This window comes from Desulfosarcina variabilis str. Montpellier, from assembly GCF_048565275.1.
GTDB lineage: Bacteria > Desulfobacterota > Desulfobacteria > Desulfobacterales > Desulfosarcinaceae > Desulfosarcina > Desulfosarcina variabilis.
The window spans coordinates 4,629,368-4,642,268 of the sequence record NZ_CP159846.1; the positions used below are offsets into that span (position 1 = coordinate 4,629,368).

Genomic DNA, 12,901 nt, shown 5'->3' on the forward strand with positions numbered 1-12,901 from the left:
GGATTACAACAATCCCTATGCGGTGTCCATCCAGAAATAGGCAAACAAGGATGATTGGGCACCATCAATGGGATATCGCTATTGGGATAGTGGTGAAGTGCTTTATTTTTGTTTACATTTTATAGCCAATCGTTCGCAAAAAGGATTTACGCTTGGCGATATCGGCGTCACCTTCAATGCCCTTGGTTGAAAAACCATCGATAACCCCCATAATTCCGCGTCCCTGGTTCGTTTCGGCGATAACCACCTCGACCGGATTGGCGGTCGCGCAGAAAATTCGGCACACTTCAGGGACCGCTTTAATGGCGTTGAGAATGTTAACGGGAAACATATCCCGCATGAAAATGATAAAACTGTGCCCGGCCGAAAGAGTCATTGCGTTTTTCTGGGCCAGCGCAATCATCTCGTCGTCCGTTCCAGCATAACGAACAAGGCATACATCAGACGCTTCACAAAATGCGATGCCGAATTTTGCACCGGGTACGGTATTGATGATCGCTTCGTAGATATCTTCCACGGTTTTAATAAAATGGGACTGCCCTAAAATCAAATTGTGAAGTTCTGGGTTTTCGATGGTGACGATTTTCAGTTCCATGGTATTCTTCTCTTCCTGTTTATCTGAGGATTGATGGAGAACTGGCGATGTTGGCATCGCCGGCCTTTTTTTGTCTCCGATCATGAGCTTGTGTGCTTCTTTGGGTGGTGGCAACGAGTATCTCAGAGAGATCGCCGCAGGTCAACAAGAACAAGTATTTTCGTTTTCTACCCTTAACAGGTTACAATTTTTTCACCTCCAATTTGTATTTTTTTTGCCATCGTTGGCAATTCAGCAGTTATCGATTAAAACGAATGAATTCTATTAAAAAATAGAAGGTTATAATGGATTGAAGTATGTTGGAAAATATTGAAATATTTTATCTTCATACAAAATATGAATATCATTCAATTGCCGGATAATGTGCAAAAAACGCAATCGAATGCGCTAAATATTGTGGTGAATTTTAAAAAAAACTGTAATTATAGATGATTAAAAAGTGGAACGATTTTTGCTTTGCCCAAAAACCAAAAAACGGTCCCGGTTTTTGAGGGTTCTGGATTTGTTTTTGGAATGCAGCTCATACTGATCGTCGATATATTGCCCCTAACAGTCCTTGGGATCGAAAAATCCGTCAACGATAATCTCGTCGTGACTTATCTATCATCCACAAACGAGGAGGAAGGATTGAAATTATTTAGTATTATTTCCATTGTAGGGGCCGCTTGCATCGTTTTTTTAGCCTGTTCTGAAAACCAATCCATGGATACAAGTCAACTTGAAAAAAAAGAAAAACAAGCAGTCGCTGAGGCGGCGACAAAAGCACCCGAAAAGCCCAGCGAAGTCGATGGAATCATAACATATACAGAAAAAGGACTTGCGGTCGTTACCGAGAGTGATCTTTTCCTCGTGATGGGGCAGGACCTGGCGGAAATGGTTGGAAAAAAAGTCAAGATCACTGGTGCCATTGCCGAAGTTGATGAGAACCAGGTCATCCAGGTGATGTCGGTCATGCCCATTAAATAATATGGCTTGTGGTTTTGGCCGTTGCAGGTAGAAAGCCTCCCGAAAACGGGAGGCTACCTTTTAAATAATTGTTTGTTGTCCCATGGGGCTGGTTCATCATCAGAGGCCTTGTGATAAGGCTGGTTCTCATAATCCACAGCGATGATGTTCTCGCACATGACGCTTAATTTTTTGATCACCACCTGATGGTCGGGATGCTGCTGATAATGCTGCAGCGTGTCAAGGTTGGCAAACACCGATACCAGGACAAAGTCGTAGGAACGCTCGGAATGCACCACATCCCGTCCAAAATCATAACTTTGAATTTCGTTGATTCGGTCAGGTAGCTCGCCCAGCAGCGCCTCGAGTTCATCGATATTTTTTTCCGTTACATCAGATTTAAATTTCATCATTACGACATGAGTAATCATTATCCGTATCCTTTCCTTTTTGGCTTACCCTTATAGCACAAGCAAAAGCGAAGCTGAATGGCAGATTGAACTGTCGGTTGATCCTGAGGTATACAGTGGACAACGCCATTATTTCATTTTATAACTGAAGGTGCTTTAAACGACTGTTTTCCCAACATCTTAATGCCAATGGAAAGGAAAATGAACTGATGCAAAACAAAACCGGTCAGCCGGTTGCCTCCATTATCATGGCGGCGGGCAGGGGAAGCCGCATGAAAAATTACAGCGGCAGCAAGACCCTTCTGCCGCTCGACCCCGCAGCCTCTGTTTACGAGGGGCACCAACCCATCATCCTGTATTTAATGGATCGTCTGCCTGACGGCCCCAAAGCCATCATTGTCAATCACTGTAAGTCTGATGTGATGGCCGCTACCCGGGCATCCGGTGCGGCCTACATTGAGCAGCCCGTTCTCAATGGCACCGGCGGTGCGATTCTTGCTGCAGGTGATTTTATCAATTCGTTGTCGGTTGACGCGGTGATCATTACCATGGGTGATGTTCCATTTGTGAAAAAGGAAACCTATCTGTCCATGGCAGACGGATTGCCCGCCCATGACCTCATGATTCTCGGTTTTTCTCCGGTTGATAAAAAACAGTATGGTGTACTTGAAATCGATAGCGGAAAGGTAAAAAAGATCACTGAATGGAAATACTGGCGAGACTATCCGGCTGAGCGCCAGGCTGAACTGACAGTCTGCAATTCAGGGATTTATGCGGTGCGCCGTCCGGCCTTGATGCACTATCTGCCTATTTTGGCTTCGCGTCCTCAGATCGTTCAAAAAAAGGTCAACGGCAAGCTGACCGATATCGAGGAATTCTTTTTTACAGATATGATCGAATACATGGTGCAAGACGGTAAGCCGGTTGGTTATCATGTGGTGGATGACGAGACGGAAACCATGGGCGTCGATGATGTCGACGCGCTGCAAAAAGCTCAGGCGGTATTTAAGGATTCCGGTTTTACAGCTTTAACATGAATCGTCCAATATCCGTTGAACGTGACGACGGGCCCGTTCAAACGGGTCCTCAAAAGGTACATTTTCTTTCAGCCTTAACGGTAAGGGAACAAGAAAAAAATACAGACTCTGGACAAGAACGAAGAGCCAGATGGCCAGCGACCAAGTAACGGCTGTGTGCGGGCTGAGCGCCGATACCAGGCCCGCACCGCCAAAAATGGTGATGGTCTCCGCCACAAGGGCGCGAAACGGGGTCTGGCTAAAACAGATCCCACTGCGGATCCAGGACAGAACCCCTAATACCATGAAAAAAAAGCACCCCTAATGCCCGGCCACAACGCTGATCCCAGAAGCAGGGCCAGGGGAAAGATGAGCACAACTTTTGGTTTCTTGCTCCAGTAAGCTAAAAGTACGGCGTACCCCGTCATGCTCGCCCAGAGCATCAACTTGAATGCAGTGGCCCATCCCATAACTAAGGCAAACAATACGGCGGATGGCCATACCACTGCCGCGCTGATCAACCCGTAAACGATCGTGCCGCGAGCCTGTGGATTCATGCTGCACCGTCCTGCGCAAGCGCCTGTTTGCGTCGAATCAATTCCAACTCGATTTCCTCATCGCGAATTTGTCCTGAACGACCATCAACGGAAAAAGAACGCGCTACACTGACAAAGGAATCGTTTTCAGACCGCCGTTGCCAGGTTTCCGCCCGCGCTTTCAAGGTCTCGTACTGCAATTGTTGGTCCTTGATCGTTTCCACCAAACAGGCTTTTTGCTTTTGGGCCGCTGATAGTTGTTCCTCCAGTTCACCGGCTGCTGCTTCTATGCCGAGGCGACGGCGAATCAGCATGCGAGCGATATCGGTCTTCTCCTTGGATAGTGCCAGATCCACGTCTTCTAATTTATTTATCTCTTCTTGATTTATAGCTGTCGTACTGCAGGGACTTGGATACGCGTTTCTTTTTCTCAGCCGTGACGGCTGGCGGACCGGCGAATGTTTCTTCCACCTGATCGCGCAGGACCTTGACATCCGTGGTCAGGTTCTGGGTCACTTTACAGGAACCAACAACCCGATTGATGGCGGCCTGCTTGGCTTCATATTCCCGGATGCGTTGCTGGGCGCGGGATTTTTTGCCATCGCGGATATCTTTGGCCACGTTTTCCTTGAGTTGACCGAATTCATCCTTGACTACTTGATCGGTCCAGACCTTTTTGTTGATACTGGCCATGGCTGCCGCTGGATCAGCCACGCACAAAACCGTAGGCGGTTTTGGCGTTTCAATACGCTGGGGCTGGTTGGCAAACCGGTACTGCATCGCTAAACGGCCCATGGGGATGGTCCCCAAGGTGTCGGTGGGCACGCGAAAAGTGAGAAAAATGGTGCGTTGTTGGCCGGAAAGCAAATCTCCCGGGTGGACGACCGCCACACCTTTTTCATGACGGACAGGATAGCCGCCGGCATCTGCAAGGATCACACCGGTTGAAAGGGGCATGCGGATCTCAAGGTCAGACACAGCCACGCGGCGGCTGGCCGACAGCTCGCTCTTAAACACCTGAGCAAAGGACCGGGGATCCTCCAAAAAGTGATAACTGCCTGCACCGTGATCGGCAATGGTGGTCATGAGCGTTTCATTGAAGTCGAGTCCGACACCGACGGTACTGACGGTAAAATGGTGTTCCACAGCCAGGCCGGCCATTTGTCCCAACGGACTCGGATCGGTGATGCCTTGATTGGCCAGGCCGTCGGATATCAGGATCACCTTGCGCTGACGCGCCTTGCCGGGCATTTCCAGCATGAGATCGATTCCCTGGCGTAGGCCCCCGCCTAGGTTGGTCCCGCCACCGGAGACGATCTTACGGGTCAGCGACACCAGATGGCGATGGTTGTCCGCCGTGATCGGCAAAAGCGGTGCAAGGGTTTGCACGCCGTCGGAATAGGCAACCAGGGCCAGCCGATCATTCGGGCTGAGCTGCTCTATTAGATCCAGCACCGCTTGACAGGCATCGGCAAGCTTTTGTCCTTCCATGGAACCGCTGCGGTCCAGTACAATCACAACATCTGCCGGTGGGGGTGGGGCATCGCCCTGATCCGGTAACCGATGGGCAGTCAGACTGAGGGCCACGGTGGCATGGCCGTCTCCGTGCTTAAGGATTTTTTCCTGAACCACTTCGCTGGATACGGTCAAACCGCTGCCCGTTGTATATTGAGGGGACGTGGGGGAAACGGTGGCCTGAGAGCCCATGACGTTCAGAACGGTCAGGACACCCGTGGTCAATGCAATCAGGCCGAGGATGGTAATCAGATGTTTGGTTTTTCTGGACATGCAATGCCTCCTTGTTCAAACTCGAAAAGATCATGGCTGGGCCGTTGGGCCGCATTTATGAATTGGATTCTACGCGGCTCGAAGAGAAATACAATTCAAACAAATGCAAAAGGTTAGGTGAAAATTTTTACATAACTTTTGCTTTGATTGGCACGGTTGATGGTGTAATGAAAAGACAAGACCATTGGGCAAGCGATGCAAACACGCAGCGAATGAAAAGGGAAATATCCATGACCCATTCCAAAGCACGGATTTTAATTGTGGAAGATGACACGGCCATCCTCAAAGGGCTTTGCGATGTGTTGGTGTTCAATGGGTATGCCGTGGACGGTATCGACGATGGCCTCAAGGGATGTGAAACCGCCTTGAGCGGACAGTACGATCTTATTATCTTGGACGTGATGCTACCCGGTATGGATGGATTGTCCATTTGCCGTAAGGTCCGCAAACGGATGCCGACTCAGCCGGTGATCATCCTGACCGCAAAAGGCTCCGAAGATGACGTGGTGGCGGGCTTTAGCGCTGGTGCGGACGACTATGTGAGCAAACCATTTTCGTTGCGGGAACTGATGGTTCGGGTGGAGGCAGTGCTTCGAAGAAGCGGCAAGTCAATGGGTGAGGAAAAAATCAACGTTGGCAAAATCCTGTTCGACAGCCTGAATTTGCAGGCCGTGTATCAAGACCGCAAAGAACCACTGACCCGCCGGGAAATCGATCTGGTCGCTTATCTTTACCGTAACCGTGAGCGTATCGTCTCCAAAGCTGAGCTGCTCGCCGAGGTGTGGCGGTATAAAGATCCCCATGTGGAAACGCGTACCGTAGATATCCATGTGCTCAAATTGAGAAAAAAAATTAGCGTCCTGACTGATGGAAAGGCCTTGATTGAAACCGTTCGCGGTGAAGGATACCGTCTGGAGCCGGATCATTGAAGAAACTGCGCCTGACCATGATTGTGTTTGTGGTTCTGATTTCACTGCCGCTGGCTGTTGTCGTCTGGCGCACCTTTGGCGCATTGGACCGAGAGGCCCGGTCGCAGGTACGGTTTTTTGCCGAACAGCTCCTGGACGAGATTGAAGCCGAACTGTCCCATCTGGTGCGTCAGGAAGAGGATCGGGCGGTGGACGAATACCGCCATACCATGGTCCAATCTCAAGGAACGGTGGTGTCCCCCCTTGCCCGTCTGCCTGATCAGAGCTACATCCTGGGCTATTTCCAAAACAATCCGGACGGCTCATTTCAAACACCGCTCGTTGAGGACGGCCAATCGGTTCCTTTTGCCTTGGCCCAACGTTTTTCTCAACTTAAGACATTTAACCAGTACTTCAACCAGCGCAAACGAGATGTTCAGGATCCTTTGACGCTGGATACAGTAACTTCCACAACAGCACTGCCCGAAAAAAAAGCGTCATCCGATTTTAAGGAGCGGTTTCTGAAAAGCACCGAGCGCAAAAAAAGCAAAACCGTTCTTGGTCAAAAGAAGGCTCGTGTAGAAGAAATTACCGCTGTTCAGGCCATGAATGTGGCCCGACAGGACCGTGTGGCTGAGCAAGCGGCAGTTGATGAGGATGCCTTTTACGAGAAAGATGTCAAAGATGTCCGGCAAGACGATTCGTCGATGGACAAAAGCCAGTTGACATCTGGATATACCATCAATGCGCCTGCTTCCCGGCCACGGATGAGCCAATCATCGACGGATAGCCATTCGCGGAGTCGCTTCCAAGTGGAAGTGGCGCCCCTTCAAACCGTGGTCATGGATTCAGAAAGTGTGTTTGTGTTTCGAAGGATCGTCATTGAAGGTCAGATCTTTCGTCAGGGATTTGTACTCGCGCTTCAGCCGTTTCTCGATCATCTGTTGGCCACGTTTTATGCCCCCCAGCCGATCGCCCGGTACATACAATTGATCTTCAATGCAGCCGGCCGATCGGTTTCTGGCGATGGTGAGACGGATCCTGCCCGCATTTCTGCTGGTGAGTGGATTACGGCAAGGACCTTTCCGGCCCCGTTTAATTTTCTTACCGCTCAGATCCGGATCAAGACACTGCCGGTATCCCCTGCACGGCGGGTGCTGATACTGGCTCTGACCGTATTGGGGGTCGTGATGGTGGTGGGATTGGTGCTGATCTACCAGAATGCGCGGGCGGTCATGGATCTGTCGGAACGACGTGCCCGATTTGTTTCCGCCGTGACCCATGAACTCAAAACACCATTGACAAACATACGCATGTACGTTGAGATGCTCGATCAAGGCATTGCCGCCACTCCGGAGCGAGAGCAAGCGTACCTGGACGTTCTGGCCTCTGAGAGTGCCCGGTTGTCCGGTCTGATCAACAATGTTCTCGAGTTGTCGCATTTGGAAAAGCAGACCCGGCGCTTCAATCTGTCCGAAGGCGATCTGACGGACGTGCTGAGCGACGTGCAGTCGATCATGGGGGAGAATCTTGCCTGGGAGGGATTTGAGCTGACCATTGACCAAGTCGATCGGCCTGTGTTTGCCTACGACCGGGATGTGCTGGTTCAGGTGCTGCTCAATCTATTGGAGAACAGTATCAAGTTCGGGCGCCACCTGCCCCAGAAAAAGATCCGCATTTGCGTGCGTGTTAATGACGGGTGGGTCCGGTTGATGGTTTCCGATACTGGACCGGGAATTCCCCGGCAATCTTTAAAAAAGGTCTTTGACGATTTTTACCGGGTTGACAATGATCTTGTGCGCACCATCGGGGGCACGGGGATTGGTCTGGCCTTAGTGAAAAAACTGATATTGGCCATGGGAGGGCGGGTGCAGGTGGAGAACAACCAAGGGCCGGGCTGCACCATTATTCTCAGTCTGCCGGCAAACCGGCATCTAAAGAAAACATAAATACTCATGCAAGATAAAAAACAGAAATTAATTCCCATTTATGATGCATTTGAAGCGGCTGCGGCCGATTATAAAAAAAACGCCGCCTGCCATAAAGGCTGTGCGTTTTGTTGCAGCGATGCCGGTAGCATTGATATCACCACCCTGGAGGGACTGGTGATTCAGGATCAGATCAAAACCCTGCCCAGGCCTCGTCAGGTTGCCGTCAAGAAAAGCCTTTTGGCTGACATGCGGCGGCGGGAACAAAAAAAGCCATCCGCCTGCCCATTTTTGATGAAGAACCGCAGTTGCCTGGTTTATGCGGTGCGTCCGTTTGCCTGCCGCCGCATTTACTCTGTGACGGTTTGCAGTGCTTCACAGCACCCCATGCTGAGTCAAAAGGTAATGGCCTTGGGGCAGCAAACCATCCGGATGCTGCAGCAGCTCGATGATAACGGGTATAGCGGCCACCTGTCTTACATCCTTCACATGTTAGATACGCCTGCCTTCCTGAAAGCGTACCTGGCCGGTGAGTACCATCCGGAAACGGTCATGGCTTTTGGCAAGACCCACGGCATTGTTATCAATCGGATGATGACATCACGCCAACCCAAATAATGCTCCATCAATGGCCGATTTGTCCGATATTGGCGTTACGTAATAATTTATATCCCCGGAATGTCAGTCAGAACGACAGGGGAGGGCGATCATGAGTCGTTGTCAGTGAAGCGGTTGTCGTAATCGTAATCGAAAAAACGAAAATGACGATTACGACCACGACAACGATTATATAGCGCGATTGATTCGGTAAAAAACGCTACCGATGTTTTCCATCCTCAAGCAGTTCTACTGCTTCCTCGACTTTTAAATCCTGGTGAATCAGGCCGTGGACGGCGGTCAGCAGGGCCACCGGGTAAGGGCTTTGCCAGACATTGCGTCCCATGACAATGCCTTTGGCGCCGCCTTGCAGGGCACCATAAATCATCTTGAGGGTATCGAGGTCGGTTTCACACTTGGGACCACCAGCGATCATGATCGGCACCGGACAGCCCGCCACCACTTTGTCAAAATCGGTTTCCGTATAATAGGTCTTGATGATATCCGCGCCGTGTTCCGCGCCGACCCGGGCCCCCAATGCGATAAATTTGGGATCTTTCTTTTTATCTTCGTTGGTTTTACCCAGTCCAATCACGCCCAACAGGGGCAGATCCCATTTTCGGCACTCCGTGGACAGGCGGGCCATACTGATCAGGGTTTCATGCTCATATGGAGAGCCTACAAAGGCTGAGGTGGCTACCGCATCCACGTCTAAATGCATGGCTTCCTTGGCTGTTGCGGTCTGCCCTTCTCGGGTCAGTTCAGGTCCCGCTATGGTCGCTCCACCGCTGGCACGCAATATTACGCCGGGGTCCCGATCCACGGACGGGGAGAAAGCATGATTGTAAATACCCTTGGTCATCAGCCAGCAATCCACTTTTCCGGTGTCATCCAATGTACGGATGGTTTCCGCGATATTGACAATCCCGGTCATGGGGCCCAAGGCCATGCCATGATCCACGGCCAAGACCAAACTGCGTCCGGTCGATTGATTGAAAACGCGTCTCAGACGTCTTTCTTTTCCATTCATATATCGTTCCTTTAAATCATTTCAATTAATTGATGCGATTGACGAATCTGTCCAATGCTAAATGACAACAATGCCGCGAATAATTTCCTGGGCTTTGGCCTTCTCAACGGCGTCCAAAAAATTGTCCAGGGTGAAGGTATGGGATACCAGATCATCGACTACGATGGCCTTGCTGTGGATCAGCTCCAGGCATTTTTTAAAGTCGCCGGGCGAACAGGCAAAGGTCCCGGTGAGAGTGATTTCCATGTAGTGCAGCCATCTGGGATCAACGCTGATCATCTCACCGGCCGGCGGTCCACCGAAAATATTGAAGGTGCCGCCTTTGCGAGTCAGCTTCAGATTCGCTTCAACGACTTTGGGGATTCCCAGGGAGGCGATTACCGCTTCAGCGCCTTTACCATCCGTTATTTCGTTGATGAGATCAAAGTGGTCGGTGGTGTTGGGGTTAATACAATGGACTGCACCCATTTGCCTGGCCGTGTTCAGACGGTCATCGAGGATGTCCACGACGATTGTCGTGGCACCTTTGTATCTGGCCATTTTGAGATGCATCAGCCCCATGGGGCCGGCACCCAGAATGACGACGTGTTGACCAGCCTGCACCCTGGATGCGCGTTGGGCGGCATACACGCAAGATAGGGGCTCGCTGAGAACAGCCCTTTCATAGGAAAGATCGTCAGGGATGGGAACCACGCCGCCGATGTTGACAATTTCTTTTGGCAGCCGGACATACTCGGCAAACCCGCCTTCAATGCCGTGGGCCAGACCGAACTCATGCTCGCAAAGATTGTGACGTCCCTGCCTGCAAAACTCACATGCGCCGCAGACGGCGATAGGATAGACGGCAACCCTGTCACCTATTGCGAAGGTTGAAACACCTGCACCGACTTCAGCGATTTCGCCTACCACTTCATGGCCTAAAATCGTGGGCAGGTCCTTGGGCAAACCTTGTCCCAAGAGGGTCTTGATATCGGTGGCACAAATCCCGGAGACTTTTGTGCGCACAACCAGTTCCCCTTCACCCGCTGTTGGGGTGGGGTAGGATTCAATACGAATATCATCTTTTCCATGAACGACCGCTGCTTTCACTGGAGCTTTCTCCTGTTGTTGGATGTTGCCCTGATGGCGTCCATCAAGGCATCAATTTTTTGGGAATCTTTCTTGCCGGGCACCGCCTCCACACCAGAGCAAAGGTCGATTCCAAAAGGACTGACCGTTTCGATGGCAAGGCGCACGTTTTCAGGATTGATGCCGCCGGCCAACCAGACCGGAAAACCTTTAGGCGCTGAGTCAAGTAACTTTTTTGCGATTTCCCAGTCAAACACCTGACCGGTTCCGCCAAATTTTGTTTTACCCTGTGCAGCCGTCGCGGTATCCAGCAGCAGGGCATCGACACCCGCCGCAAGGTAACGATCCATGCTGCGTTGATAGATGTCGATGGACACATCTGCCCCGGATTGCGGTAGATGAATGGATTGCCAGATCTCTGTGGATGGATAGGTCGCCTTGAGTTTTTTTAGAAGCGCCGGATCCGAATCGCCCAGAAACTGGACGGCATATGGATGAAGCGTGTTGATCAAAAGATCCAGCCTTGCTTTTGTCATTTCAAAAACCAGGGCTACGGCCGGTAATGGCGGCTGGGAAAACAAAGATGCCGCCTGCTGGATAGTCAATGATCGGGGCGAGAAGTCAACCTCAACCACCACACCAAAAAAATCGGCGCCCGCATCGGCTGCCATGCGGGCGTCCTCGATATTGGTGTTGCCGCAGATTTTTGCTTTACAGGTGCAGTCCACGGCCTTAGCCTTTCAGCCAGTTGTCGTTGGTGAAACTCCGTTCCACACCATCTTCAGTGATGGTGCCGCCCAGGTTGTCGACTTCGGTTTCGATGATTCTTGATTCGGCAATGTTCATTGACTTGAGGTATGAAAGCACCCGATCGTAAACATCTTCTTTCTGGGTCAGGGCGAACACGGTCGGCCCCACGGAACTCATGCCGGTGATTTCCACTCCGATCTTTCTGAATGCATTGATGTATTTATAAATGGGTGTTCCGAAATCACCGTGCTGCTCGCATTCGGCACGTTTGGAGCCCAAGTAGCAAAGATCGAACAGGGCGTCCCCGATCTTTACGAGATCTCCTCTAATCATGGCCGGCAGCATGTCGAAAAGCACAATCTGCGCCTTTGTTCCCGATTGCATCGCATCCATGCTTCGGGCCCGCCTGAGCAGAAGCTCCACTTCGGATTCAGCAGAGGTTTCCTTGCCGCAAAATTCATCTTCGATACTCTTGACTTCCGGAATAAAAATGATGGCCTTTGTGTTGGGCAATTCCACGCGATGGACCAGAACCAGGTCATCGCTGGCAACTACCCACCCGCCGTTGACACCGACCATGGCACCGATACCGGTTTCAAACGCCGGGAGCAGAAACCCGTCGTTCTCGGGGGTCTCCTCACAGGAATGATACCCCATGATGCGGCGAAGTTCCCATCCATGAAAGGGCCTGCCCAACACCTCGTTCATGCCGATGCATGCGGCACACATGGTACCGATGGATGATCCCAGACCAACATGGCGGCGTTTGTGGTCATACAGCTCGATTTCAAAGCCACCGGGATATCCCAGCAATTCTTTGAAAATATGAGCGAAGTGCGTGACGATGAGCGGACGTTCACCACTGGTGCGGATTTCAGGCGCATCAATGGCTTTGACCTTGGCGTAGAAATAAATAGCGATACTGACGCCGATTCCACCGCCTCCCGGGCGATTGAGATTAAAACGATTCATGTCTAGCACGTTGTTGTGCAATCTTGCCGGCACTTTGACCTCGATTTCATTGTGCTTGACGTGGTCATAGCCTCGGGGAGCAATGCCCATGGTTTCATAACTATGGATGAACCGTTTGTCCCCAGGCTTGAACGCTTCCAAGATTGTTGTGACTTTGTCAAAACGGCTGCCGATGATTTCAATCTCAATTTTTTGTCCCTGCTGCTCGCTGTTTTCTGTAGCCATCGATTCTCCTCTCCCTAAAGCGACTGACGGATGCGAGTGGTTAATGTTGGAAAAACAACAGTGGAACGATCAGGCTTCAACTATTTGTATAATAAATTGCGAACTTGGATCGTCGATTAAACCGGATTCAAAA

15 protein-coding genes are annotated in these 12,901 nt (G+C 50.8%); 5 read left to right on the forward strand and 10 right to left on the reverse strand.

Annotated elements, in window-relative coordinates:
- Positions 1–112: 112 nt before the first annotated feature.
- Positions 113–595 (reverse strand): adenosine-specific kinase, encoded by a 483-nt coding sequence (locus Dvar_RS20885; RefSeq protein ID WP_419663888.1) that lies wholly within the window; start codon positions 593–595, stop codon positions 113–115.
- Positions 596–1,051: 456 nt separating this feature from the next.
- Here Dvar_RS20885 and Dvar_RS20890 point away from each other — a divergent pair, with 456 nt between their 5' ends.
- Positions 1,052–1,561: a hypothetical protein gene (locus Dvar_RS20890; RefSeq protein ID WP_419663889.1), complete on the forward strand. Its 510-nt coding sequence runs from the start codon at positions 1,052–1,054 to the stop codon at positions 1,559–1,561.
- 53 nt (positions 1,562–1,614) lie between these two features.
- Here the strand turns inward: Dvar_RS20890 and Dvar_RS20895 are convergent, their stop codons facing one another.
- The gene (locus Dvar_RS20895) at positions 1,615–1,971 is read right to left on the reverse strand and encodes a Dabb family protein (RefSeq protein ID WP_419663890.1); all 357 of its coding nucleotides are present in this window, start codon (positions 1,969–1,971) and stop codon (positions 1,615–1,617) included.
- 188 nt (positions 1,972–2,159) lie between these two features.
- Here Dvar_RS20895 and Dvar_RS20900 point away from each other — a divergent pair, with 188 nt between their 5' ends.
- Entirely contained in the window at positions 2,160–2,987 is an 828-nt protein-coding gene (locus Dvar_RS20900; protein ID WP_419663891.1) for an NTP transferase domain-containing protein, read from the forward strand.
- On the opposite strand, the gene Dvar_RS20905 is transcribed toward Dvar_RS20900, so the two are convergent.
- From Dvar_RS20905 to Dvar_RS20920, 4 genes are read right to left on the reverse strand one after another with little or no spacing between them, the layout of a single operon-like run.
- The gene (locus Dvar_RS20905; RefSeq protein ID WP_419663892.1) at positions 2,979–3,272 is read right to left on the reverse strand and encodes a hypothetical protein; all 294 of its coding nucleotides are present in this window, start codon (positions 3,270–3,272) and stop codon (positions 2,979–2,981) included. The two genes, Dvar_RS20900 and Dvar_RS20905, sit on opposite strands and share 9 nt — an antisense overlap.
- Positions 3,263–3,523, reverse strand: a complete 261-nt coding sequence (locus tag Dvar_RS20910) for a hypothetical protein (protein WP_419663893.1) — start codon at positions 3,521–3,523, stop codon at positions 3,263–3,265. Before Dvar_RS20910 ends, Dvar_RS20905 begins: the two co-directional genes overlap by 10 nt.
- The gene (locus tag Dvar_RS20915) at positions 3,520–3,858 is read right to left on the reverse strand and encodes a hypothetical protein (protein ID WP_419663894.1); all 339 of its coding nucleotides are present in this window, start codon (positions 3,856–3,858) and stop codon (positions 3,520–3,522) included. Before Dvar_RS20915 ends, Dvar_RS20910 begins: the two co-directional genes overlap by 4 nt.
- Positions 3,859–3,868: 10 nt before the next feature.
- Complete coding sequence (locus tag Dvar_RS20920; RefSeq protein WP_419663895.1) at positions 3,869–5,290, reverse strand: vWA domain-containing protein; 1,422 nt, start codon at positions 5,288–5,290, stop codon at positions 3,869–3,871.
- A 230-nt stretch (positions 5,291–5,520) separates the two neighbouring features.
- Between Dvar_RS20920 and Dvar_RS20925 the strand changes: the two genes are divergently transcribed.
- From Dvar_RS20925 to Dvar_RS20935, 3 genes are read left to right on the forward strand one after another with little or no spacing between them, the layout of a single operon-like run.
- Positions 5,521–6,219, forward strand: coding sequence for a response regulator transcription factor (locus tag Dvar_RS20925; RefSeq protein ID WP_419663896.1), 699 nt, complete (start codon positions 5,521–5,523; stop codon positions 6,217–6,219).
- Positions 6,216–8,147 (forward strand): sensor histidine kinase, encoded by a 1,932-nt coding sequence (locus Dvar_RS20930; protein ID WP_419663897.1) that lies wholly within the window; start codon positions 6,216–6,218, stop codon positions 8,145–8,147. Before Dvar_RS20925 ends, Dvar_RS20930 begins: the two co-directional genes overlap by 4 nt.
- Before the next feature lie 6 nt (positions 8,148–8,153).
- Complete coding sequence (locus tag Dvar_RS20935) at positions 8,154–8,744, forward strand: YkgJ family cysteine cluster protein (protein ID WP_419663898.1); 591 nt, start codon at positions 8,154–8,156, stop codon at positions 8,742–8,744.
- Between the two features lie 199 nt (positions 8,745–8,943).
- Here the strand turns inward: Dvar_RS20935 and Dvar_RS20940 are convergent, their stop codons facing one another.
- The 4 genes from Dvar_RS20940 to Dvar_RS20955 are packed head-to-tail and all read right to left on the reverse strand — an operon-like array spanning position 8,944 to position 12,768.
- On the reverse strand, positions 8,944–9,753 hold the full coding sequence (locus Dvar_RS20940) for a class I fructose-bisphosphate aldolase (RefSeq protein WP_419663899.1): 810 nt from the start codon (positions 9,751–9,753) through the stop codon (positions 8,944–8,946).
- A 57-nt stretch (positions 9,754–9,810) separates the two neighbouring features.
- Positions 9,811–10,842, reverse strand: a complete 1,032-nt coding sequence (locus tag Dvar_RS20945; RefSeq protein WP_419663900.1) for a zinc-dependent dehydrogenase — start codon at positions 10,840–10,842, stop codon at positions 9,811–9,813.
- Positions 10,839–11,549, reverse strand: a complete 711-nt coding sequence (locus Dvar_RS20950; protein ID WP_419663901.1) for a phosphoribosylanthranilate isomerase — start codon at positions 11,547–11,549, stop codon at positions 10,839–10,841. The genes Dvar_RS20945 and Dvar_RS20950 overlap by 4 nt, the downstream gene beginning before the upstream one ends.
- A gap of 4 nt (positions 11,550–11,553) precedes the next feature.
- Positions 11,554–12,768 carry a sugar kinase gene (locus Dvar_RS20955; protein WP_419663902.1) on the reverse strand — a complete coding sequence of 405 codons (1,215 nt, stop codon included), beginning with the start codon at positions 12,766–12,768 and terminating at the stop codon, positions 11,554–11,556.
- Positions 12,769–12,901: the final 133 nt, after the last annotated feature.